The sequence below is a fragment of the Leucobacter insecticola genome (assembly GCF_011382965.1).
GTDB lineage: Bacteria > Actinomycetota > Actinomycetes > Actinomycetales > Microbacteriaceae > Leucobacter > Leucobacter insecticola.
In genome coordinates this window covers 442454-464622 of record NZ_CP049934.1, presented here as the reverse complement: position 1 = coordinate 464622, position 22169 = coordinate 442454, and the positions used below count along the sequence as shown (strand labels likewise).

Sequence of the window (22169 nt, the reverse complement as noted above, 5' to 3'; positions counted from 1 at the left end):
CCCTACCCGCCGGTTGAGCGAGCTTGCGAGTCGAAATCAAGCCCCGCCAGACAACCGCATCGGCGTGTGCGGAATGTCATCTTCGAGGAACTCCGGCCCGCTCGTCACAAAGCCAAAGCGCGCGTACCACTCGGTCAAATGCGATTGTGCGTGGATCAGGATCGGGTGCTCCGCGCAGGCTTCGATGGCCGATCGCAGCACGGCCGCCGCGATCCCGCGCCCGCGCCATGCGGGATCGGTGACGACGCGTCCGATGCTTCGCAACCCGGGTTCGAGCGCATCTTCGCTCAGGATCCGCAGCGAAGAGGCGATGGTGCCGTCTGGCGTCGCAGCCCAGATCTGGATGCTCCCAGGGTCCAGATCACGGCCGTCGAGGTCGAGGTAGACGCAGTTCTGTTCGACGACGAAGACTTCCTGGCGCAGCCGAGCGATGCGGTAGAGCGTGCGCGACGGGATCTCGTCGAGGCTCTCAGCGCGGTGCAGGGTGATGCCGGAGGGGAGGGGTGTCATGCTCCGATTTTTGCACGAGCTGAGCGCTAGAGATACTGCCCGGTCAGTGAATTTGGTGATTCGCGCAGGCCGGCGGGAGTTCCCTCGTACACGACCGTGCCGCCCTGATCACCCGCACCTGGACCGATGTCGATGACGTGGTCCGCATGCGCGATCACCCGCAGGTTGTGCTCGATGGCGACAATGGTTGCCCCGGCGTCAACGAGACGATCGAACAATCTCAGAATACGATCGGTGTCGGCGGCGTGGAGGCCAACGGTTGGCTCGTCGAGCACGATCCGCAATTGCGACGGGTCTTCGGTTGCTGCAAGGTGTTTGGCGAGCAGCAGCCGCCCGCGCTCTCCGCCAGACAGCGTCGACGTGCTTTGTCCCACCGATAGGTAGCCGAGCCCGACATCTACAAGCCAGCGGAGAGGCTGCACGATCCGCTTGTTACTGGCGAATATTCGGACAATGTCCTTGGCGCTCGTCGCGAGGATCTCGGCAATCGATCGCCCTGCGAAGGTGACGGCGAGTGCCGTCGGGTTGAATCGGGATCCCCCGCACGCCTCGCAGCTCGTCCGCACGTCCTCCAAGAACGCGAGGTCGGTGACCATGACTCCTTTGCCCTTGCAGGTCGTACATGCGCCGCGCCCGTTCGCGCTGAACCACGAGGGGTCGATGCCGCCCACTAGCGCAAAGGCGGCACGAATCGGCTCGGCGATTCCGAGCACGGTTGCGGCGTTCGAGCGTGTACCGCCGCGCAGGCGACCCTGCCCGAACACGACGAACTCGGGGTGTTGACGACCGAGTTCGCCTGCCATCAGCGTGGTCTTGCCTGATCCCGCGACGCCCGAGACGACGGTGAGTACCCTGAGCGGCACCCTCACGGAGACGTCTTGAAGGTTGTGTGCCGTCGCATGGTTGATCGCGACGCTCCGCGTGTGCGGACGTGGGTGCGCATTGATGGACATGGGCGCGCGGAGCATGTGACCGGTGACCGTGTCGGTTTTGGACAGGGCGGCTGGGGTGCCCTCGAATTGAATCGTGCCGCCAGCGGATCCGGCCCCGGGCCCGAGGTCAATGATGTGGTCGGCCGCCGAAACGACAGCCGGATGGTGCTCAACAACCAGCACGGTGTTGTGGGCATTACGCAGTTGCGCGAGCAGTTGCAGGAGGCGATGCACGTCATGGGGGTGAAGCCCAGCGCTGGGTTCGTCGAAGATGTAGCAGACGTCGCTCAGCGCGCTGCCGAGGTAGCGCACAATCTTCACCCGCTGCGCCTCGCCGCCAGACAGCGTGGGTGAGTGGCGGTCGAGGCTCAGGTAGCCGAGACCTACGGCATCCAAGCGCTCAAGCTGCGCACTGAGCGCTTGGAGGAGAGGGGAGACTGTTGTCTCCTGCACCGCCTGGAGCGTCTGGCGGAGCTTGCGAATGGGCATGGCTGACCAATCGGCGATCGAGCGCCCATCGATCAAGCTCGCCCTCGCAGCACTATTGAGCCGTGAACCGGCGCATTCAGGACAGACTTCGTGAGAGACGATGCGACTGAGTGCGGTGCGCTCATCATCCGTCAACCGCGACGGAGATTTCCTGAGGTAGCTGTCGCGCAGACGAGGAATCACCCCGTCAAATAGGCCTGACTTTGGGTACTGCGGATCTGGGTTTGTGAGGCGGAGCTGCCGCGCATGCAGCAGCATGTCGAGGGTTTCAGGTGGTGTGCATGAAAGAGGCAGATCGGGATCGATAAGCCCGGAATGCAGCATGCGCTTGAAGCGATACGTGCCCGGGGCGAAGGTCGGGAATCGGATCGCGCCCTCGTTGAGGCTGCGCGTGTCATCGATCAAACAGGCAAGATCGATGTCGTCGACCGTGCCCAAACCCTCGCAGCGGGGGCACATTCCGCTCGGGTCGTTGAACGAGTAGGCAGGGGAGTATCCGGCGGACGGGGTACCGATTCTCGAGAACAGCATGCGTAGCAGTGGCGCCGTATCGCTCGCGGTGCCGACGGTGGAGCGCGTGTTTCCACTGAAGGGCCGCTGATCCACGACGACCGTAAAAGTCAGCCCGTCTAGTCGGTCAGCGTCGACGGGCCCGTGCTGCGGAAGCCTGTTTCTGACGAAAAGCGGGTAGGAGTCGGCCACGAGCCGTTGGGCCTCCGCCGCGATCGTTCCGAACGCGAGCGATGACTTGCCAGAACCCGAAACCCCCGTGAACACCGTCATTCTGTGTTTTGGTACCCTCACCGAGATATTGCGCAGGTTATTGGTGCGGGCCCCGGCGACCGTGATCCACGATCCGCGGGTATTCGAGGTGGTGCTCGCCGTCTTCATTTGCTCATTGTACTCGGAGTCACTGTTGAACACGCGGCAACTCCCAGGTAGAGAAAGCTCAGTGCCGGTGCCCGATGCTCGATTTCCGTTCGGAGCCGGTGAGGCTGTAAAGTTGGTCCCTGGTTGCGTTTTTCGCAGCCAATGGCGGATTACCCGAGCGGCCAAAGGGGGCTGACTGTAAATCAGCTGGCAATGCCTACGGGGGTTCGAATCCCTCATCCGCCACCAAATGTAAGACCCCAACACCATTGAGAAATCAGCGGAGTTGGGGTCTTCATTATTTCGTCTCCTGGTCTGTTGAGGCCTATACGCCAGAGTTTCTCGCAGTGTGTGCGCAGATGGTCTTTATCGAGGTACATAAGCACCATCTGCGCACACGGTGAGGCGGTGGGATCGGCGCGGGCGTGGATCAGCAACTGCCACGCGATGCTGTCCTCCGCCCGGGGCGCGAGGCGTATCAGGACCCCACAGTGCCAAATTGGGAGTCGCGTTGTGTTCAGCTTTACAATCAGACGTAGAAGAACCTCGATTATTACGATCTGTCTACATTTTTGGTGTTTTGGGGATCAGTTGTGTTGAATATCTCGTAGGCTGCTGAGACGCGGTGGGGCCGTTGTCTTCACCCGATCTACGCAGCAACGACGCTAATAGATAACGAGGAACAATGGTGTATCAGCGAAGTGCCGTCGAGGCGCTGCCCGCATATGTGCAGGGGAAGTCGATCCCGGACGCGATCAAACTCTCGTCAAACGAGAACCCCTATCCGCCCCTCGAATCCGTCGCCGAGGTTGTGCGCGAGTGTGCGACATCGTTCCATCTGTACCCGGATATGTCGGCTGCAGGGCTCGTCGCGAGGCTCGCCGAACGTTGGAATGTCCGTCCCGAAGAGGTCGCGGTGGGATCCGGATCCGTCGAGGTCGCCTCGCAGCTCATTCACGCGAGTGCGGGCGAGGGCGACGAGGTCATGTTTGCGTGGCGCTCCTTCGAGGCGTACCCGATCCTGGTGCAGGTTGCCGGGGCAACCCCGGTGCCGGTGCCACTGACCGCCGATGATCGTCACGACCTTGATGCGATGGTCGCGGCGATCACGGATCGTACCCGCCTCATCTTCATCTGCACCCCCAATAACCCGACTGGTTCCGTCGTCACCCGCGCCGAGATGCAGAACTTCTTGGATCGTGTGCCGAAAGAGGTGCTGGTGGTCATTGACGAGGCCTACTCGCACTTCGACGACGATCCCGAATCGGTTGATGGGCTTGAGTTCTTCCGCAGCCACCCCAACGTCGCGGTCCTGCACACCTTTTCGAAAGCCTACGGCCTCGCGGGCCTGCGCGTCGGCTACGCGATTGCGCCGGAGCGGGTTGCGACCAACTTGAGGCGCGTGGCGGTGCCCTTCGGCGTCAGCACCCTCGCCCAGGCCGCCGCGATCGCCTCTCTCGACGCGGAATCAGAACTGCAGGAGCGGGTCGATGTGATTCTTGGGGAGAGGACCCGCGTCGTCGCCAAGCTCCGCGATTCTGGCTGGCAACTTCACGATTCCCTCGGCAATTTTGTGTGGCTGCGGACCGGATCGGCGACCGCGGAGGTTGACGCGATCCTTCGTGAACACGGCGTTGTTGCCCGGGCGTTCCTCGGAGACGGGATTCGCGTCACTATCGGCAGCCCCGAGATGAACGATCGGTTCCTCGCTGCGATCGGGAACACCGCCCCAGCCGCCTAAGCTCGGCGGCACTCAACTGTGCATCATCGAGAACACCCCATCAAGAAAAGGAAATCATTATGAAGAATCGGAAGCTTACAGCCGGGCTGGCACTCGCAGCCGCCGGTGCCCTGGCGCTGGCGGGTTGCAGCAGTGACTCCGGCGACAATGGCGACACCAAGGCCGAGTCCTACTCGATCGGTGTCATTCAGCTCGTGCAGCACCCCGCGCTCGATGCCGCGACCAAGGGATTCCAGGACGCCTTCAAAGATGCCGGCGTCGAGGTCAAGTGGGATGTCAAGAACGCGAATGGTGAGCAGGCGACTGCCGTGACGATGGCACAGGGCTTCGCCTCCAGCAATGTTGACCTGGTGCTTGCCGTTGCTACACCTGCAGCGCAGGCAGCAGCGCAGGCAATCACAGACAAGCCAGTTCTGTTCACTGCCGTCACCGACGCGGTCTCTGCGGAACTCGTCAAGTCTGATGAGAAGCCCGGTGGCAACGTCACCGGTACGAGCGACGCCGCACCGATCGACGAGCAGCTGAAACTCCTGAAAGAACTCGTGCCCGATGTCAAGACTGTCGGCATCGTGTACAGCTCGGGTGAGGTGAACTCAGAGGTGCAGGTGAAGGCCGCGAAGGAAGCGGCTTCGAAGCTTGACCTTGAGATCAAGGAAGCATCTGTCACAACGGCAAACGACATCGCGCAGGCGGTTGAGTCACTCGGCGACGTGGACTCGATCTACGTGCCCACCGACAACATGGTGGTGTCGGGTATCGCCGCGCTCATTCAGGTAGCTGAAGCGAAGAAGATCCCTGTTATCGGCGCCGAGTCCGGTACGGTCGAGGGCGGCGCAATTGCGACGCTCGGGATCGACTACACCAAGCTTGGGTACCAGACCGGCGAAATGGCGCTCAAGATCCTCAAGGACGGCGCGGATCCCGCAACCATGTCGGTGGAACTCTCGAAGGAGTACACCTACGTGGTGAACCCCGCCGCAGCCGAGCGCTTCGGCGTAACGATCCCGGCGTCGATCCTCGACAAGGCCGAGACCGTCGAGTAGTTACATCCGCATCATCGAGCGGGCTTGCGAGCCGGGATCCGGGATCCGGGATCCTCGGTTTCGACTCGCAAGCCCGCTCAAGCGGTGTTTTGTAGATCAACAAAAACAAAAGGACCAGTTCATGATTGGCGCACTCGAGCTTGGGCTCATTTACGGGGTGATGGCCCTCGGGGTCTACCTCACATTCAAAGTGTTGAACTTCCCCGACCTGACCGTCGACGGTAGCTTCACTATGGGCGCAGCGGTAGCTGCTGCACTAATCACGAACGGTCAGAACCCTATTCTTGCCACCCTCGCAGGGGGTGCCGCGGGCATGGTGGCCGGCATGGTCACCGGTCTGTTGCACACGAAGGGCAAGATTGATGGCCTGCTGGCCGGGATCTTGACCATGATTGCCCTGTGGTCTATTAACCTCCGCATTATGGGAACGGCGAAAGAGGGATCAACAGTTGCCGCGAATCTTCCGCTGCTGCGTGCCGAGACCGTCTTCACCTGGCTGCGCGATGAAAAAATCTTGGGAACCTGGCTGGGTGTGCTGCTCCTCTTCGTTGGAGTGATGGCGCTCAAGTTCATTATCGACTGGTTTCTCTCGACGAGTCTTGGCCTCTCGATCCAAGCCACGGGTGACAACCCGCCGATGATTCGCAGCTTTGGTGTCAGCACGGATCGCACCACGATCCTGACCCTCGCGCTGTCAAACGGCCTTGTCGCGCTCTGCGGCGCAATTGTGGCCCAATACACGGGATTCGCCGACATCAGCATGGGTATCGGTCTGATCCTGGTCGGCCTCGCCTCCGTCATTTTGGGCCAGGCCGTATTCGGTTCGAAGTACATCTGGATCGCGAGCTTCGCGGTCGTCTTTGGTGCCCTGCTCTATCGGATGATCATCTTCTTCGCCATGATGGTCGGGCTTGACCCGAACGACATGAAACTTGTTACCGCGGTGCTCGTGGTGCTGGCGTTGCTGTTGCCGCGCTGGGGTTTCTTGAAACGGGTACCATCGCTGAAAGGACGAGGCGGCAAGGTGGCGCCCAAATCTGGTGCTGATCCAGGGGTCGCGCTAACGGCTGGAGTGGGCGTGGTCGGCTTGAGGGCAAGCGAAACATCCCACGCCAAGGAACCCGCAGCAAAGAACGGTGAGGAGTAGTCAGCCATGTTGAGTATTGACAAGATTTCCAAGACATTCTTCCCCGGCACCGTCAACGAGCGTAAGGCACTCGTGAATCTCAATCTGACGCTTGACGAGGGCGACTTTGTCACCGTGATCGGTTCGAACGGTGCGGGCAAGTCGACGCTGCTGAACGCAGTCTCCGGCCGCTATACCGTCGATTCGGGCACGATTGATATCGACGGCAAACGGGTGAACCGGCTGCAGGAGTTTCAGCGCGCCAAGTACATCGGGCGTGTGTTTCAGGATCCGATGGCTGGCACCGCGCCGAATCTCACGATCGAACAAAACTTGGCACTCGCGCTGCGCCGAGGTCAGCCGCGGGGCCTTGGCCTTGCCCTCACCGCGAAGCAGCGCGCACGCTTCCGTGAAGAACTGGCCACCCTTGAGCTCGGCCTCGAGAACCGGTTGCCCGCAAAGGTGGGGCTGCTCTCCGGAGGCCAACGCCAGGCGCTCTCGCTGCTTATGGCGGGATTCACGAAACCTCGGATCCTGCTGCTTGATGAGCACACGGCGGCGCTGGATCCGCAGCGGGCAGCGCTCGTCACCGACCTCACGGAGCGCATCGTGTCGCAGGGAGGGCTCACCACACTCATGGTCACCCACAACATGGAGCAGGCGCTACGTCTCGGCAACCGTCTCATCATGATGCATGAGGGACAGATCGTTTTCCAAGCAACTGCAGAGGAGAAGAAGTCGCTCACAGTGCCGCTGTTGCTTGAGGAGTTCGCGAAAATCAAGGGCGCCATGCTGGATGACCGGGCTCTTCTGACGTAGTGATGTCGTGCGAGGGGTGTGCGATGTCGCGGGGCCGTCAGAACAGCCTTGCACCAGCCGGAGTAAAGAAAGGGGGTGAGCGCTGATGGAGTTAGACGAGATTGACCGCGGGATCCTTGAGGTGCTCGCCTCCGATGCTCGCGTCTCGATGACCACTCTCGCGGAGGTGCTTCATGTGTCGCGGGCGAGCGCACACGCGCGTTTCAAACGACTCGTCGACACGGGCATCATTCGCGGGTTCACGGTGCAAACAGATCCGGTGCTCGCCGGCAAACGGACCTCGGCGTACGTCACGATCTCGGCCAATCAACTGGAATGGCAAGAACTGCGGGAGCGGCTCACCAAGATCCCGGAGGTCCGTCATATCGCACTCATCGGGGGCGAATTCGATGTGATTGCTCTCGTGCGGGCGCGCGACAACCAGGATCTGCGGCGCGTGGTTCTGGAGGAGATTCAGGCGATCTCCGCGGTGCGAGGCACACGGACCCAGCTCATCTTCGAGGACTTTGAGACGAACGGGATGTGAGCCGGGTTGCTTGCCAGACCCGCGAGGCCAAGCGGCTACCTATTGAGCGTTTAGGCCTGACCGCTGGTGAGGGCCGTACGGAGTCGCTTCACCCGCAGGATGTCGCCCTTCAGTGCGCTCAGCATATCGGTGTCGAGTGGCTGAGTCTGCTCAATCACCTTGATGCTTGATTCCGCCGTATTGACCTCGTCATCGAGGCCGTTCAAAATGAGTTCTTGTACTTGCGAGGGAAGTCCCAAAAAGCCACGTGATTTCATGTTTCCCAGAATACATCTAGTTGTCGTTAAGGAATCCACATGCTGCAGCATCCTGGCACGCTCACCGGAAATCTTGTCGCGCTCGAGCCGCTTGCGTTCGATCATCTCGAGGGGCTGACTGCGGCGGTCTCTGACGGTCGCCTGTGGGAGCTGTGGTAGACGAAGATCCCGCGGCCAGAAGCAATGGGGGAGGAGATTGAGCGGCGTCTTGAGTTGCAGCGATCCGGATCGATGATCCCTTTTGCGGCCCGTCGCCTCGATACCGGCGCGCTGCTCGGCCTGGAGTATCGCTTGTCCCGTCGTTGACCCCTTTTCGTTGAGAAGCCAGTATTTCGACGAGAATGCATCACACGTGCGTCGGTAGAGGTGCTTCTCGTCGGATTACTAGGTTCTCGTCGTCAGCCAGATCGAAAGCAGCGCCCGGGCCCAGCTACGCTGTGAACTATGGATAACTCGGTCGATTGGGCAGCGCTTCGAGAGTCGGCGCTCGCCGCGGCATTGCACGCTTACGCGCCCTACTCAGGGCTGCGGGTGGGATGTGCCGCTCTTGTGGATGACGGACGGATCATCTCCGGCTGCAACGTTGAGAATGCGAGCTACGGGCTCACGCTCTGTGCCGAGTGCGTGATGATTGGGCAGTTGCATCTGGGAGGGGGAACCGCGGGCGTAGCTGCGGGCATGCTGGTGGCGTTTGACTGCGTCGACGACTCCGGTCGCACCCTCACTCCCTGCGGGCGCTGCAGGCAGTTGCTCTGTGAAGCTGCGGCTCCAGGGCTTGTGCTCAACACGCCCGCAGGCCCGAAGCCCATCGCCGAGATGCTTCCCGAAGCCTTCGGGCCGGGGGCGCTCGAATAGGCTGATGATCATTCCCTCGCATTTGAAAGGAAGCCCATGATTCTTGCATTCTCCGTAGCTCCGTCCGGAACTGGCCGGGCAGATGGCTCAGTGCACGACGCGGTGGCTGCCGCCGTTAAGGTGGTTCGCGATTCCGGCCTGCCGAATCGCACCTCATCAATGTTCACCGAGATTGAAGGTGAGTGGGACGAGGTGTTTGATGTGGTGAAGCGGGCGACAGATGCGGTTGCCCCGTTCGGATCGCGGATCTCGCTCGTGATCAAGGCCGATATTCGTCCCGGCTACGAGGGCGAGATTGATGGCAAACTCGAACGGCTCGAGCGCGCGATTGATGGAGCAGGAGGCTAGTGTGGTGTCTCGGAATCGACTTCCCGCAGCAATCAAGCCGGAAGCCGTTTCTGAGACACGTCGCTCATGCGCGAAGAGTCGTTCTCTCGAGCTGACGAGGAATTGATTTCCACTCAGCACCCCGGACTCTCCAACTGGTTGATCCAGCGTTTGCGTGCACGTTCAGGGCGGTAGATAGTTTGCACGTGTCTTCTTCGATGGCATTCATGAAATATAGTGTTCTTTGACATTAACTGTGGAGGCAGAATGTTGATCATTTGGCGCGGGTGGGGAATCATCCCGATTTTCTATGCGGCAGCGGCGGTAGTGCTGGCGGGAATGCTGGGCGCAGGCGGATCATCCTCCTCCGCGTTTCCGCTCTGGGCTGGCGTGTTTATCCTGCTCGCGGCAGTAGGAACCTGGTTCACGGGCGTAGCTATGAATCGCACGAATCCCGAGCGCAAGGTCGATCTCTGGGCGCGCGAACGGCGCGCACAGCTGGACGAACTGGCAAATACGGGGATGTTCTCGCTCGGGCCGGGGCAACCTCAGCCGACCTCAGTTGAAGAGGCTCAGCACATGTCTGATGCACTGCTGGCATCGGAAGTGTCGACTCTCACTCAAGCAGGACGCAACAGGCACACCCTCTTCTTTATCCCGATGCAGTTCTTTGCTTTCGTGTTTGTGGTCATTGGCTTGTTGGTGCTCGCGACGGGGCTGTTCGGCGCGAGCTAGGTGTGATCCGCCCCGGCGCTCATTTCTGAGCCGCTAGGATCGAAGCATCACAGCACCGGGCAGGGCGAAGCTTTGAACAGAGAGCAGCATGGTTTCGGTAGTAACGGGTGGCGAGACTCGGACATTGCATTGACCGGGTTCTTGCAGCGCGCGTTGACGTTGCTGCCCAGCCGCCGAGATTATGCTGGGCTGCGTCATACCTGGCGCGGGGATGTTATCGCGGGTATCACTGTTGGTATCGTTGCGCTCCCTCTTGCGCTCGCGTTCGGAGTGAGCTCAGGTGTAGGTGCGGAGTCTGGGCTGATCACGGCAATCGTGGCGGGGCTCGTTGCCGCCGTGTTTGGCGGTTCGAACGTGCAGGTCTCGGGGCCGACCGGGGCGATGGTGGTGGTCCTCGCGCCAATTGTGGTCAATTTCGGCGTCGGGGCCGTGGTCGTCGTGAGTATTCTCGCCGGGCTCATCGTTCTCGTCGCGGGGATCCTCCGCCTCGGGCGCGCGGTGAGCTTTCTGCCCTGGCCGGTGATCGAGGGCTTCACGGTCGGCATCGGCATCATTATCTTCCTGCAGCAGGTGCCGAGCGCGCTCGGGATCGCCGGATCCGGGCACAGCACCAATGCCGTGGTCGCGGCGATTCAATCCTGCCTACAGGCCGAGTTTCCCTTCGCTTTGGTTCCGCTGGGTGTCGTCGTCGCCGTTGCCGCCATCATGGTGATCCTGGGCAGGTTGAGCGCGAAGATCCCGGCCTCATTTGTCGCCATCGTTGTTGTCACGGTGGTCGCGGATCTGCTGCAGTTACCGCTGACGACGATTGGTGAGCTTCCGCGTTCGCTACCGTTGCCCACGTTCCCTGGCATCGATCCGGCGATGATCTCGGATCTGCTCGGCCCAGCCTGTGCGGTCGCGGCGCTCGCAGCGATCGAATCACTGCTCTCTGCCAGGGTGGCTGCGTCAATGTCGGATACCGGCCCGGTGAATGCTGACCGAGAGTTGGTCGGGCAGGGACTCGCATCCATCGCCGCGGGATTCTTTGGGGGCATGCCCGCAACCGGCGCCATCGCCCGGACCGCGGTGAATGTACGGGCTGGGGCACGGAGCCGCCTCTCTGCGATCGTGCACTCGGGGGCACTGCTTGCGGTCGTATACCTCGCGGCGAATATAGTCTCGGTGATCCCCCTCGCGGCCCTCGCCGGAGTGCTCATGGTGACCGCAGCACGAATGATCTCGCCCACCGTCGTGAAGCAGGTGCTGCGTTCCACGAGATCCGATGTGGTGGTGTTTGTGGTCACTGCGCTCGTCACCGTCAGCGTTGATCTTGTTTTTGCGGTCGGGATCGGCATCTTCGTCGCAGCTTTCTTTGTGCTGCGCGCGCTCAGCAAATCGAGTGATGTGCGGCGTGAGAAGCTGCCCGGAGAGGAAGCTGCGGGTGATGAGAGGATCGCGCTCTTCCGCATCGACGGTTCACTGTTTTTCGGCGCGGCGGAACAGATCCTGGATCGCATTAGCGCGCAGGAAGGGATCGAGGTCGTGATCTTGCGCCTGTCGCACCTGCAGATGGTCGACGGCACCGGCGCGCGCACGCTGACTGAGCTTGTGACGAACCTGGAGCAGCGCGGTGTCACGGTGCTCATCAAGGGGATCCGCGACGAACACCTGGTGCTGATGCGGCGGCTTGGTGTAATTGAATCGCTGCGTCATGCGAACCATCTGTTCACGGAGCTCGGGCTCGCTGTGGCACACGCGCGGTCGCACATTTCTCGGGGGCCAGGATCCCGCTCTTGAAGCATCCGCATACGCCCGCAGCGGACGCGCCGCCACACTGTCGGCGGCCACCGCTATCCTTCCGAGTATGAGCATGACCGGCGGGGCACGAGGGCGCGGCAGTCGTGTGTCTGCGGGCGACACGCAGTTGCAGCGCGAGATCAACGCCCAGGCCCCCGATATCCCGATGCTTGGGCGAAGGATCGCCGAGCTATTCACGCCCTATCGCGGGCAGCTGGTCGTGATCGTGTCGTTGGTGCTCGTTTCCGCCGCGCTCGGAATTCTGCCCCCGCTCTTGACGGAGCGGGTCTTCGATGACGGCCTGTTTCCGCCAGGCGGCGGGCCCAATATTCCTGTTTTGGCATGGCTCGTCGGCGGCATGATTCTCGCCTATGTCCTCTCGGCTGGGCTCGGGATCGCGCAGACCTTGTTTACCGCGCGCGTGGGTAACCGCGTCATGGGAGATCTGCGCGTCAAGCTGTTCGCGCACCTGCAGTCGATGGAGCTCGGCTTTTTCACCCGCACGAAGACCGGCGTGATTCAGTCGCGGCTGCAAAACGACGTCGGCGGTGTCGCGAATGTGCTCACCAATACGGTGTCGAACGTGATTGGGAACACCGTCACCGTGATGGCGGCGGGTGTGGCGATGCTGCTGCTGAGCTGGCAGCTCACGCTGATCGCCGTGGTGCTGATGCCGTTGATCGTCTGGGCGCAGCGTCGCGTGGGGCAGGTCCGCGCGAAGATCGCGGGGCGCACTCAAGAATCCTTGTCCGAGATGACCGCGATCACACAGGAGTCGCTCTCCGTCTCGGGTGTGCTTCTTGCCAAGACCTTTTCTCGCCAGCACGACGAGACCGAACGCTACGCCAGTGAGAACCGCACGCAGATCGAGTTGCAGGTGCGGCAAACGATGAGCGGGCAGGTGTTCTTTGCGCTGGTGAGTGTGTTCATGTCGGCGATCCCCGCGATCGTATATCTGGTGTCAGGCTGGCTTATCGCCCGCGGGCAGGGTGAGGGCTTTGATCCCGGGATCACCGCCGGCACCATCGTCGCCTTCACCACGGTGCAGTCCAGGCTGCTGTTTCCGCTGATGGCGCTGATGCGGGTGGCGCTCGACCTGCAGACCTCTAAGGCGCTGTTCGCCCGGATCTTCGAATACCTGGATCTGAAGCCCGCGATCACCGATCCGCCCGATGCGCGCGAACCCTCAAGTGCGCCCGGCGCCGACGGCCGCATTGAGTTTCACGAGGTGAGCTTCCGGTACCCCGATACCGCTCCCGAGGACCCGCCCACGATTAACGAGGTGTCCTTTGTGGTGGAGCCGGGCGAATTTGTTGCGTTTGTCGGTGCTTCAGGATCGGGCAAGACGACGATCGGCTCACTGATCCCGCGCCTGTACGATGCCACCTCCGGGAGCGTTCGTTACGGCGATGATGATGTACGCGAACTGCGGCAAACAGCTCTGATGGATCGAATCGGCGTGGTCACGCAGGAGTCCTACCTCTTTCACGCCTCTATTGCCGCGAATCTGCGCTACGCGAAGCCGGAGGCGAGCGACGCGGAGCTTGAAGCGGCCGCCCGCCTCGCGAACATCCACGACACGATTGCGTCCTTCCCCGATGGCTACGACACGATCGTGGGGGAGCGCGGGTACCGGCTGTCGGGCGGTGAGAAGCAGCGCATCGCGATCGCGCGCGTGCTGCTGAAGAATCCGCGGGTGCTGGTGCTTGATGAGGCCACGAGTGCGCTCGATACTGTGAACGAGCGCATCGTGCAGCGTGCGCTCGATGGTGCCCGCTCTGGCCGCACCACGATCGCGATCGCTCACCGCCTCTCGACCGTGATTGAGGCGGACCGCATCTACGTGGTCGGTGGGGGCCGGATCCTGGAACAGGGCACCCACGCCGAGCTACTGGCCCGCGAGGGCGCGTACGCGGAGCTCTACGCGCAGCAGCGGTGAGGTGCGGCGGGGGGTTCAGTGCGTAGCCTTCCAGTGGAGCGGGGAGTTGGCAGAAATGTGGCCTCAAATTACTATTTTTTGAGGCTACAATGGGGGTACTCGCGTATCACCGGAGGTTGGCATGAGCAGTGTAGGGATCAGGGAACTCAAGAACCATCTCAGCGCGCACCTCACGCTTGTGAAGCAGGGTGGAGAGCTCACGGTTACCGAGCATGGCAAGCCAGTTGCAATGCTCGTTCCTTTCCCTCGGAGTGAAGCGCAAAAGACCCTTGATGAACTCGTTGCGCTGGGCCTTGCCATTCCTCCAAGCAATCCGGTGAGGGTGACTCCCCGGCCGATCAACTTGGGTATCGGGGTCTCGGATCTGGTTGCCGAGCAGCGGAGATAGTCTCGGCGTGGTCACATATTTTGACACCTCGGCTCTGATCCCACTGGTAGTTGAGGAAGCTGGGACGGAGAAAGCGACTGTGGTCTGGGCGATGGCAACCCAGTGTGTGTCATCTGCGCTGATTGAAGTCGAGTCATTCGCGGCGTTGGCGGCTGCAGAACGTGGCGGCCGATTTTCGGGCGACAATCGCCAGGCTCTCGAGGATTCGGTGACCGAGCTATTTGCTGTGATGACCCGGGTGCTTCCGAGCAGAGAACTCATTCGCGAGGACTCTGTGCTTGCTCGGGAAGAATCATTGCGCGGATACGACGCGATGCACCTGGCAACGGCTCTCTCGATCGCACTTGGTGTTTCAGGCACCTCGGGTCGAGATGAGTCGATGGTCTTTGCGAGCGGTGATGCCGCACTTCTGGCAGCTGCGCACAGGCGAGGTTTGACAGTAGTGGACACTTCGGAGTCGATCGCGGGCCATCAGGACATGTGAGCCAAGCCTCACTCGCGTTGAAATTGGCAACGGGACACGGCTCGCCTCAGCGATCCGCGACACGATCGCGTCCTTCCCCGTTGGCTACGACACGATTGTGGGGGAGCGCGGGTACCGCCTGTCGACCGTGATTGAGGCGGACCGCATCTACGTGGTCGGTGGGGGCCGGATCCTGGAACAGGGCACCCACGCCGAACTACTGGCCCGCGAGGGTGCGCACGCGGAGCTCTACGCGCAGCAGCGGTGAGGTGCGGGCCTTGTCTGAGATCCCAGTGGTGGACATTGGGTCAGGGTCAAGCATCCAGCAGTCGCGCTGCGGCGATCTTGGCTTCAGTTGCCGCGCCAGAGTTACCCGATATCCCCGCGGTCACCATGCAGCCTTCGACGAGCAGGAAGATGGCATCGGCGACTGAGCGCGGAGCGTCGGTTTCGGCTACCAACTCGTTCACGTAGTTTCGAAGCCGGGTCTTGTGTCGACGCACCGCTTCGGTGACCTCCGGCGAGGTTCCGCCCAACTCGCCGAACGCGTTAATCCAGGCGCAACCGCGATGTCCTTCGCTAGCGAGCCAGACGGAGAGCCAGTCAAATATCGCCAGTACGCGCTTTTCCGGCAGCGTTTCTTGGTCGACGTCTGCCGCGAGAGCGCTGTGCCATCGCTGGTCGCGCCGATCCAGCATCGCGACCGAGATTGCTTCCTTGCCCGCAAACAGGGAGTAGATCCTTTTGAGTGGCAGGCCGGCTGCGGCGCGAAGGGCATCCATTCCGACGGACTGGTACCCGTTTTCATAGAAGAGTTCTTCGGCTGCGTCCAGTAGCTGGTCGGCTTCAGAGTGAGGAGTCATGCGGGTCACTCGCTTTCCTGGCTTGCGGAGAGAACGATCATTCTCTAAGGTATCAGAAGGGGGCGAGAACGATCGTTCTCGCCCGTGTGAAGGAGCGGACATGATGCAGATCCCGCGGTTGATACCGATCAGCAAGGCACCCGCACGCCCGGCTTTCTCAACGTTGTTGGCGGCAACACTCACGACTGTCGCCGCGCTCATGGCACTTGTTGGGCTGGGTCTTCTGTCGGGGCATCTCCTCCTCATCCCGCCGATGGCGGCCAGTATGGCGCTTATCGCGGGCGCGCCCTCATTGCCGCTGTCACAGCCCCGCCATGTTGTCGGAGGGCAGATCGTCTCTGCGATGATCGGCGTGCTGATCGGGTTGGTCGACACCTCGCTGTGGGCGGCGGCTGTCGCAGGGGGTCTCGCCCTCGGTGCGATGCTGTTCATGCGCATATCGCACTCTCCGGCCGCCGCGACTGCCGTCGTTGGAGTGGCGGTGACGGATGGGCGGTTCTCTTTCGTTGTCTGCGTTGCGCTCGCCGCCCTCGTGCTGGTCGCGTTTGGGCTCCTCCGTTCCGCCCTGAAGCGCACCGCATACCCGGCGTACTGGTGGTGAGGTGATGGGGCCAGGATCGGGCTTGCATGCGCGACGACGCGGCGAGAGTCGCAGCGGGGTGGCTCGGCCGTTGCCAGGTCTTGACGAGTGGACCGTAAGGCTACCGATCGCGTGCGCCTGGATATCCGAAGGTTTCTCATAGCGGGATAGGCTGCTTCTGATGAGAGACTTCCCCGACAACATCGCCGAGCGCCCGCAGAACCGGGGCTGGTTCCGGCGGGTACGGCAGGGCGCGGGAACCGCTCTCTCGAGACAATCTCAATTGTCTCAGCGCGCGAAGCGGGGCGAGTTTCGGCCTCTGCTGGGTGGTCTGCTCGCTTTTGCAGTGATCGGTGGGAGCTATGCCGCCGTCAATCTGAACGCGTGGTCGCACACGGAAGGGTTGCCCAGGGAAGAAGCGCGAGTGATAGCGCGGGAGGACACCGGGGAGACAGAGAGATGCGGGGGCGGCTGTCGTCGCGTCGAGAGCCCGTGTACATTGTCACATACCGGTCGTTCGATCCGCCGGGTGCGCTTCCTCCCGAATTCGCCCGTATTGAGTCGTGTTCTGCGCATCAGCGCGGTGATGATGTCGTCGTTGTGCGTGAGCGAAGGCCGGACGGCAGTGTGAAGGTGTGGCTCATTCACCCCGATACTCGTGCGGCCGCGCTGCGTGAGGCCGCACTCTGGGGCGGCGGCGCCGGTGTGCTCATGGGTGGCCTGATCTGGGGGGGCAGCGTTGGGAAGCCTCTCGTCGCCGTAGTAGCAGCGGCGGCGGGGCGGGTCGCCACGGGGCGTGAGGTTTGGTTTGGGCCGCTTGCCGTTGACGCCACTGAGTGCGGGGCTGCAATGATTCTGCGGCAGTCGCGTTTGGCGAACACCAACAATCAAGGTCTTGGGATTGCGCGCCGCCTCCGCATACCGGCGAGACTTAGAAGCGTCAATGGGTGCCTCGCCCAGAGGCCCTGGTCGAGCAATAGAATGAAACACGGCTGCGCTCTCCGGTTCGCGGGTCGCCTGCCCGTGTCGGTCTTCATGGTTGTCGTGAGCGCCATGTATCCTGATCTACTGCCCAAATGACGGAAGGAGACGGTGCGCGCATGACGGAAGACTACGCTGAGCGCTACACGCTCTCCTTTACCACGGGAGGGCTGCTGGCGCGCGAAGCAGATGTTCTTGTCCCCCTCTATCTGCGCTCGCGCGATTGGACTGCGGTCAGACGGCAAACAGTCGCCGAGAACCCGCTGCAGATTTCGACCACAAGCGCGCTCACACGTATCACCCGCGAACTCGTGCAACGCCTTAGCGTACTCACCCCGGGCGAGCTCGAATTCTTTGACCAGGCGAGCCCCACAGAACGGACGCACATCATGTGGCTCGCCGTTTGCCACCGATACACGTTCATCGCAGAATTCGCCGAAGAGGTGCTTCGCGAACGGTTCCTCACGATGAACCGCACGCTCGATCTCGAGGTGTTCGACCGCTTCATTATCGGAAAGGGGCTGTGGCACCCGGAGCTGGACGAGCTTGCGATGTCGACGCGAGTGAAACTGCGAGCCAACTTGTTTCGTATGATGAGGGAGGCAGGGTTCTTGACAGAGTCGGGAGACATGATGCCCGCGATCCTGTCGCCGAGTGTCACGAGGCTGCTCCAAGCGCACCATCCGAGTGCGGTCCGTTTCTTCCCAGCAGCCGTTTCGAGCGAGGTGTCCACGTAGTGCAAGACAAGCAGCGCACCCTTGAGTCTGACGAGCAGCACCTGTATCGGGTCTTGCGAAGCGACCGTTTTCTGCGCATGGAGGGCCTCTCGAACGAGATCCCGTTCTTCATCTACCACTATCCGCCAGAGAACGAGTTGCCGGTGCGTGAGATTCGGGATCGCGTCACCACCAAGCTACAAACTGAAGACGGCCTGCGTATCGCGAATATCAATATGTACGACCTCGCGGTTGACTTGCTGCGCAAGCGTGGGGTGTGGGACCGTCTTGCCGAGTTTGAGCTACAAGAGGACAAACGCGAGTTTCGCGAAGGGCTGCAGAACATGTTGGAGCCGAAAGCTCATTTGGCCCCGGCTATTCGTAGCATCCTCGCCGAAACACCTAGCGACATGGTGTTTCTTGCTGGCCTTGGCGAAGTCTGGCCATACATTCGCACGCACACGGTGCTAGAAAACCTGCAAAGCGTCGTGACTGAACAGCCACTGCTCTTGTGGTTTCCGGGGCGGTACGCATTCTCCCAGGCAACCGGCCATGAGCTCAGGCCGTTGAACCTTTCAGCGAGCGACAGCTATTACCGGGCCAAAGACATTATGGAACAGGAAGCGTAGACATGATCACGATCAACGAGATCTTCGCGAAAGATGTGCAGCGCCAGATCGAGGGTGTCATCAAGGCAGATGATTCGTCTCGTTTGGGCGTCGAGGTAGACGAATATGTGCTCACCAACGAGGCAGCGAAAGGTTTGGAGCACACCCTAGAGGCGTATACGGCGTCAGCCGGTGGTCCCGTTGCAAACGGTGTTTGGATATCGGGTTTCTTCGGCTCGGGCAAGTCGCACCTGCTGAAGATGCTGGCGCATTTACTCGGTGATGTTGACGGCCATGACTATACGCGCAGCGAAGCTTCGGCGTCGTTTCGCAACAAAGCCGAGGGTGCTTTTTTGCCCGCGCTTATCGCTAAGGCCGATGCGATCCCGGCGAAGAGTCTGCTGTTCAACATTGATCAGAAGGCGACGCTGATCACGAAGGATCAGACCGATGCCCTGCTGCGGGTGTTTGTGAAGGTCTTTGACGAGTCGCGCGGCTACTACGGTAACCAGGGGCACATCGCCCGCTTTGAGCGGGATCTCGATAGCCGCGGTCAGCTGGCGGCGTTTGTCGCGGCCTTCGAACGTCGAGCGAGCATGCCCTGGTCTCAGGGACGCGAACAGAGCGCGCTTGAGGCCGCGAATATTGACGAGGCATTCGCCGAGGTGAACGGAAGCTCGAGCCCGGGCATCATCCGTCAATACAACTCGAGCTATCACGTGTCAATTGAAGATTTTGCCGATGAGGTGGCGGCCTGGCTCGCACAGCAGCCCGAGGGGTTTCGGCTGAACTTCTTTGTCGACGAGGTCGGCCAGTTTATTGGCACGAACACGCAGCTCATGCTCAACCTGCAGACCATCGCTGAGTCGCTCGCTACGAAATGTGACGGCCGTGCGTGGATCTTCGTGACTTCACAAGAAGACATGGAGAAGGTCGGTGGCGACCGCACCAAGACGCAGGCGAACGACTTCTCAAAGATTCAGGCGCGTTTCAAGAACCGGCTGAAACTCACGAGCCAAGATGTCGAAGAGGTGATTCGCAAGCGATTGCTCACCAAGAGCGCTGCTGCGACGCCACAGATCGCAGAGCTCTATGCGGCGGAGCACGCAAACTTCAAGACGGTCTTTGATTTTGTCGACGGCACGAGCTACCCAAGCTACCGTGGCGAAGAGCACTTCATCGGCACGTATCCCTTCGTGAGCTACCAGTTTCCGCTCTTCCAGGCTGCGATTGAGGGGATCTCGGAACACAATCTCTTCGAGGGGCGGAATAGCTCTGTGGGTGAGCGCTCGATGCTTGGGGTGGTGCAAGAGGCTGCGAAGCACCTCGCAGATCAGCCACTCGGTGCGCTCGCCCCCTTCGATCAGATGTTTGAGGGTATTCGCAGTGCGCTGAAGGCGGCTACGCACCGTGCGATTCTCGACGCTGAGAACCTGGCGAAAGACGGCAGGTTGAGCGAATTGGCGCTGCGCCTGCTCAAGGCTCTCTTCTTGGTGAAATACGTCGAACGTTTCAAAGCGACACCCCGCAACCTCACGGTGCTCGTATATGACCGATTTGGCGCAGACCTCACTCAACTCGGTAAAGAGGTGCGAGAGGCCCTCACCGAGCTTGAAGCGCAGACCTTTGTTCAACGAATGGGCGACACCTTTCAATACCTGAGCAATGAAGAGCAACGTATCGAACAAGCGATCAAGAGTGTCGACATCGATTCCTCAGAAGTCTCGAAACGCCTGTTCTCCATGCTGAGCGATTCGGTCGTGAAGACTCCAAAAGTGACACACGCCAAGAACGGGCAGATCTTCCCGTTCGGGTACAAGCTTGACGGCGCAGCGATGAGTCGGCAGCAAGAGCTTGCTCTGCACTTCATGAGCCCCGACACCGATTTGAGCTTGGAACAGATCAAGGGCCACAGTGCGGGTTTGGCCGAACTACGAGTGGTGATCCCGAGCGATAGTCAGGGCATTCTGAATGACCTCGCGTTGTTCATCAAAACTGACAAGTACCTCAGGCAGGAGAGCCTGAGCAGCCAGGCTGAGAATGCCCAGCTCATTTTAGGTGTGAAGCGCACACAGAATAACGAGCGCGAAAAAGAGCTCATTGAGCGTCTGCGTGTGGCGGTTGGTCGCGCGACGCTGGTGCATAACGCGACGGTGTTGGACGTTGCGGCGACTGAACCGATGACGCGTATTGTCGAAGGCTTCCAGCGGGTGATTGCTGCGACCTACACAAACCTTGGCATGCTGGGCAACGCGAAACTGGGTGAGCAGAAGATCGCAACCCTCGCAATGCCGCCGGAAGACGGCCTGCTTGATGAAGATGTGAGCATGCTCGCGGTGCCCGCCGATGATGTGCTGGCACACCTGGTGATGCGCAGCAAACAGCACGAGCAGGTGACGCTGCGCCAGCTAATCGACAGGTACACCGCGAAGCCCTATGGCTGGGACCAGTGGGCCATCGTGTGTGTGGTGGCCTATCTTGCCGGGGTGTCAAAGGTGCAGATCGCGCAAGATTCGACAGTGCTGAAGCGCTCGGAACTTGCTCGTTCTCTGCGCGACACGAGCAAGTTTGATCGGTTGATCGTGGCCCCGCAGCGGGTATACGACCAGCGCGTGATCACGGCATTTCGTAAGTTTGTGGTCGAGTTCACTGACGATGGTGTGATCTCGAAAGATCCGTTGGAGCTTGCGCGCGAGGGCAAGCAGCGGCTTGAAGATCGGCTACGCGACTTACAGCGTTTGTGTGATTCGCGCAGGTACCCATTTCTCATGCAGCTCACTGAGCCTCTTGAGATGCTTGCCGGTCTGTGTGACCACCCGGCTGAGTGGTTTGTGACTGATTTTGCTGGCGACGTCGTGGCGAGTGCTGATGAACTCCTCGAAGCGAAAGACCACGTAATCGACCCGATCCGGGCGTTTGTGAATGGCCCGCAGCGCGAGATATTTGACAGCGCGAAGCAGTTCTTGCAACAGCACGATTCGAACCTGTCGTACCTGGCGGGCGGCGCGGCAGATCTGGCGATGAGCCTACTGGATGACCCACAGGTGTTTCGCGGTACCGGGGTCAATCGCCTGCAGGGCGCGATCTCGGAGCTGGCGGAGCAGCTTGATGTGGCGATTGAGGAGGCGCGTGACGTGGCGCTCGCTGATATCGAGTCTCGCTGGGACCGCATCGTTGAGACGCCATTGTATGCCGAGGCAACAGCGGCGACTCGCGAGGCGGTGGCCGATCGTGTGCATGCGGTGCAGGACCGCGTGCAGGCGGAGATTCGCATTTCTGACATTCAGGTGCTGGCAAGGCAGTTTTCGGAGAACATCTTCCCGGAACTGCATGACGAGTTGGTGCGCGCGGCCAAGGAACGGACACGGGCTGCGATCGCCGCCCAAACAGAGTCCGACTCGGCTGGGAACGATAGAACCGTTGATGCCGCAAATCGCACAGCACCCGAGACAATCAGCCCAGTGAAGCAGACCGTCTCGATCGCACGACTTGATCTGCCCGGCAGGGGCGAAGTGCTTGCCACGGTTGACGACGTTGAACGCTACCTGGGCCGTCTGCGCGAGACACTGCTTGCGGCGATCCAGAACGACCAGAACATTTCACTCTAGAGCGCGCAGGAGTC

23 protein-coding genes and 1 tRNA gene are annotated in these 22169 nt (G+C 61.0%); 20 read left to right on the top strand and 4 right to left on the bottom strand.

Going from position 1 to position 22169, the window contains the following annotated elements; genetic code table 11:
- Window positions 1-36: 36 nt before the first annotated feature.
- Both G7067_RS02120 and G7067_RS02115 read right to left on the bottom strand, forming a co-directional pair.
- Window positions 37-510 (bottom strand): GNAT family N-acetyltransferase, encoded by a 474-nt coding sequence (locus tag G7067_RS02120; RefSeq protein WP_166321603.1) that lies wholly within the window; start codon window positions 508-510, stop codon window positions 37-39.
- 26 nt (window positions 511-536) lie between these two features.
- Window positions 537-2822 (bottom strand): excinuclease ABC subunit UvrA, encoded by a 2286-nt coding sequence (locus G7067_RS02115; RefSeq protein WP_166321601.1) that lies wholly within the window; start codon window positions 2820-2822, stop codon window positions 537-539.
- A 143-nt stretch (window positions 2823-2965) separates the two neighbouring features.
- Here G7067_RS02115 and G7067_RS02110 point away from each other — a divergent pair.
- The 6 genes from G7067_RS02110 (at window position 2966) to G7067_RS02085 (ending at window position 8056) form a co-directional block, all read left to right on the top strand.
- Window positions 2966-3050 (top strand) — tRNA-Tyr (locus G7067_RS02110).
- A gap of 436 nt (window positions 3051-3486) precedes the next feature.
- The gene (gene hisC, locus G7067_RS02105; protein WP_166321599.1) at window positions 3487-4542 is read left to right on the top strand and encodes a histidinol-phosphate transaminase; all 1056 of its coding nucleotides are present in this window, start codon (window positions 3487-3489) and stop codon (window positions 4540-4542) included.
- Window positions 4543-4601: 59 nt separating this feature from the next.
- Complete coding sequence (locus G7067_RS02100; protein ID WP_166321597.1) at window positions 4602-5585, top strand: ABC transporter substrate-binding protein; 984 nt, start codon at window positions 4602-4604, stop codon at window positions 5583-5585.
- 121 nt (window positions 5586-5706) lie between these two features.
- Complete coding sequence (locus G7067_RS02095) at window positions 5707-6732, top strand: ABC transporter permease (protein ID WP_166321595.1); 1026 nt, start codon at window positions 5707-5709, stop codon at window positions 6730-6732.
- A gap of 6 nt (window positions 6733-6738) precedes the next feature.
- Entirely contained in the window at window positions 6739-7530 is a 792-nt protein-coding gene (locus G7067_RS02090) for an ABC transporter ATP-binding protein (RefSeq protein ID WP_166321593.1), read from the top strand.
- A gap of 85 nt (window positions 7531-7615) precedes the next feature.
- Window positions 7616-8056: an Lrp/AsnC family transcriptional regulator gene (locus tag G7067_RS02085; protein WP_166321591.1), complete on the top strand. Its 441-nt coding sequence runs from the start codon at window positions 7616-7618 to the stop codon at window positions 8054-8056.
- 50 nt (window positions 8057-8106) lie between these two features.
- Here the strand turns inward: G7067_RS02085 and G7067_RS02080 are convergent, their stop codons facing one another.
- Window positions 8107-8313: a hypothetical protein gene (locus G7067_RS02080; protein ID WP_166321589.1), complete on the bottom strand. Its 207-nt coding sequence runs from the start codon at window positions 8311-8313 to the stop codon at window positions 8107-8109.
- Window positions 8314-8496: 183 nt separating this feature from the next.
- Here G7067_RS02080 and G7067_RS14590 point away from each other — a divergent pair, with 183 nt between their 5' ends.
- From G7067_RS14590 to G7067_RS02040, 9 genes are all read left to right on the top strand, one after another.
- Window positions 8497-8619, top strand: a complete 123-nt coding sequence (locus tag G7067_RS14590; RefSeq protein ID WP_280115742.1) for a hypothetical protein — start codon at window positions 8497-8499, stop codon at window positions 8617-8619.
- Window positions 8620-8757: 138 nt separating this feature from the next.
- Window positions 8758-9168 carry a cytidine deaminase gene (locus G7067_RS02075; protein WP_166321587.1) on the top strand — a complete coding sequence of 137 codons (411 nt, stop codon included), beginning with the start codon at window positions 8758-8760 and terminating at the stop codon, window positions 9166-9168.
- A 36-nt stretch (window positions 9169-9204) separates the two neighbouring features.
- The gene (locus tag G7067_RS02070; RefSeq protein WP_166321585.1) at window positions 9205-9516 is read left to right on the top strand and encodes a thiamine-binding protein; all 312 of its coding nucleotides are present in this window, start codon (window positions 9205-9207) and stop codon (window positions 9514-9516) included.
- A 246-nt stretch (window positions 9517-9762) separates the two neighbouring features.
- Entirely contained in the window at window positions 9763-10230 is a 468-nt protein-coding gene (locus tag G7067_RS02065) for a hypothetical protein (protein WP_166321583.1), read from the top strand.
- 129 nt (window positions 10231-10359) lie between these two features.
- Window positions 10360-12009 (top strand): SulP family inorganic anion transporter, encoded by a 1650-nt coding sequence (locus G7067_RS02060; RefSeq protein ID WP_244301197.1) that lies wholly within the window; start codon window positions 10360-10362, stop codon window positions 12007-12009.
- Window positions 12010-12082: 73 nt separating this feature from the next.
- Window positions 12083-13948 (top strand): ABC transporter ATP-binding protein, encoded by a 1866-nt coding sequence (locus G7067_RS02055; protein ID WP_244301196.1) that lies wholly within the window; start codon window positions 12083-12085, stop codon window positions 13946-13948.
- A 121-nt stretch (window positions 13949-14069) separates the two neighbouring features.
- On the top strand, window positions 14070-14336 hold the full coding sequence (locus tag G7067_RS02050; RefSeq protein ID WP_166321579.1) for a type II toxin-antitoxin system Phd/YefM family antitoxin: 267 nt from the start codon (window positions 14070-14072) through the stop codon (window positions 14334-14336).
- Window positions 14337-14343: 7 nt separating this feature from the next.
- Window positions 14344-14820: a type II toxin-antitoxin system VapC family toxin gene (locus G7067_RS02045; protein ID WP_166321577.1), complete on the top strand. Its 477-nt coding sequence runs from the start codon at window positions 14344-14346 to the stop codon at window positions 14818-14820.
- Window positions 14821-14917: 97 nt separating this feature from the next.
- Window positions 14918-15067, top strand: a complete 150-nt coding sequence (locus G7067_RS02040) for a hypothetical protein (protein ID WP_425280690.1) — start codon at window positions 14918-14920, stop codon at window positions 15065-15067.
- Between the two features lie 46 nt (window positions 15068-15113).
- Here the strand turns inward: G7067_RS02040 and G7067_RS02035 are convergent, their stop codons facing one another.
- Window positions 15114-15662 carry a TetR/AcrR family transcriptional regulator gene (locus G7067_RS02035; RefSeq protein WP_166321575.1) on the bottom strand — a complete coding sequence of 183 codons (549 nt, stop codon included), beginning with the start codon at window positions 15660-15662 and terminating at the stop codon, window positions 15114-15116.
- Window positions 15663-15762: 100 nt separating this feature from the next.
- On the opposite strand from G7067_RS02035, the gene G7067_RS02030 reads away from it, so the two are divergent.
- The 5 genes from G7067_RS02030 (at window position 15763) to brxC (ending at window position 22155) form a co-directional block, all read left to right on the top strand.
- The gene (locus G7067_RS02030) at window positions 15763-16263 is read left to right on the top strand and encodes an HPP family protein (protein WP_166321573.1); all 501 of its coding nucleotides are present in this window, start codon (window positions 15763-15765) and stop codon (window positions 16261-16263) included.
- A 471-nt stretch (window positions 16264-16734) separates the two neighbouring features.
- Complete coding sequence (locus G7067_RS02025) at window positions 16735-17322, top strand: hypothetical protein (protein WP_166321571.1); 588 nt, start codon at window positions 16735-16737, stop codon at window positions 17320-17322.
- A gap of 20 nt (window positions 17323-17342) precedes the next feature.
- Window positions 17343-17960, top strand: a complete 618-nt coding sequence (locus G7067_RS02020; protein WP_166321569.1) for a DUF1819 family protein — start codon at window positions 17343-17345, stop codon at window positions 17958-17960.
- Window positions 17960-18568 carry a DUF1788 domain-containing protein gene (locus tag G7067_RS02015; protein ID WP_244301195.1) on the top strand — a complete coding sequence of 203 codons (609 nt, stop codon included), beginning with the start codon at window positions 17960-17962 and terminating at the stop codon, window positions 18566-18568. The genes G7067_RS02020 and G7067_RS02015 overlap by 1 nt, the downstream gene beginning before the upstream one ends.
- A 2-nt stretch (window positions 18569-18570) precedes the next feature.
- A complete protein-coding gene (brxC, locus tag G7067_RS02010) occupies window positions 18571-22155 on the top strand; it encodes a BREX system P-loop protein BrxC (protein WP_244301194.1) in 3585 nt (1194 codons plus the stop codon).
- Window positions 22156-22169: the final 14 nt, after the last annotated feature.

What these genes read in the sequence shown, in the direction of transcription:
- G7067_RS02120 (WP_166321603.1), bottom strand. Translation starts at nt 510, where the DNA reads ATGACACCCCTCCCCTCCGGCATCACCCTGCACCGCGCTGAGAGCCTC.
- G7067_RS02115 (WP_166321601.1), bottom strand. Translation starts at nt 2,822, where the DNA reads ATGAAGACGGCGAGCACCACCTCGAATACCCGCGGATCGTGGATCACG.
- hisC (WP_166321599.1), top strand. Translation starts at nt 3,487, where the DNA reads ATGGTGTATCAGCGAAGTGCCGTCGAGGCGCTGCCCGCATATGTGCAG.
- G7067_RS02100 (WP_166321597.1), top strand. Translation starts at nt 4,602, where the DNA reads ATGAAGAATCGGAAGCTTACAGCCGGGCTGGCACTCGCAGCCGCCGGT.
- G7067_RS02095 (WP_166321595.1), top strand. Translation starts at nt 5,707, where the DNA reads ATGATTGGCGCACTCGAGCTTGGGCTCATTTACGGGGTGATGGCCCTC.
- G7067_RS02090 (WP_166321593.1), top strand. Translation starts at nt 6,739, where the DNA reads ATGTTGAGTATTGACAAGATTTCCAAGACATTCTTCCCCGGCACCGTC.
- G7067_RS02085 (WP_166321591.1), top strand. Translation starts at nt 7,616, where the DNA reads ATGGAGTTAGACGAGATTGACCGCGGGATCCTTGAGGTGCTCGCCTCC.
- G7067_RS02080 (WP_166321589.1), bottom strand. Translation starts at nt 8,313, where the DNA reads ATGAAATCACGTGGCTTTTTGGGACTTCCCTCGCAAGTACAAGAACTC.
- G7067_RS14590 (WP_280115742.1), top strand. Translation starts at nt 8,497, where the DNA reads ATGGGGGAGGAGATTGAGCGGCGTCTTGAGTTGCAGCGATCCGGATCG.
- G7067_RS02075 (WP_166321587.1), top strand. Translation starts at nt 8,758, where the DNA reads ATGGATAACTCGGTCGATTGGGCAGCGCTTCGAGAGTCGGCGCTCGCC.
- G7067_RS02070 (WP_166321585.1), top strand. Translation starts at nt 9,205, where the DNA reads ATGATTCTTGCATTCTCCGTAGCTCCGTCCGGAACTGGCCGGGCAGAT.
- G7067_RS02065 (WP_166321583.1), top strand. Translation starts at nt 9,763, where the DNA reads ATGTTGATCATTTGGCGCGGGTGGGGAATCATCCCGATTTTCTATGCG.
- G7067_RS02055 (WP_244301196.1), top strand. Translation starts at nt 12,083, where the DNA reads ATGACCGGCGGGGCACGAGGGCGCGGCAGTCGTGTGTCTGCGGGCGAC.
- G7067_RS02050 (WP_166321579.1), top strand. Translation starts at nt 14,070, where the DNA reads ATGAGCAGTGTAGGGATCAGGGAACTCAAGAACCATCTCAGCGCGCAC.
- G7067_RS02035 (WP_166321575.1), bottom strand. Translation starts at nt 15,662, where the DNA reads ATGACTCCTCACTCTGAAGCCGACCAGCTACTGGACGCAGCCGAAGAA.
- G7067_RS02030 (WP_166321573.1), top strand. Translation starts at nt 15,763, where the DNA reads ATGATGCAGATCCCGCGGTTGATACCGATCAGCAAGGCACCCGCACGC.
- G7067_RS02020 (WP_166321569.1), top strand. Translation starts at nt 17,343, where the DNA reads ATGACGGAAGACTACGCTGAGCGCTACACGCTCTCCTTTACCACGGGA.
- brxC (WP_244301194.1), top strand. Translation starts at nt 18,571, where the DNA reads ATGATCACGATCAACGAGATCTTCGCGAAAGATGTGCAGCGCCAGATC.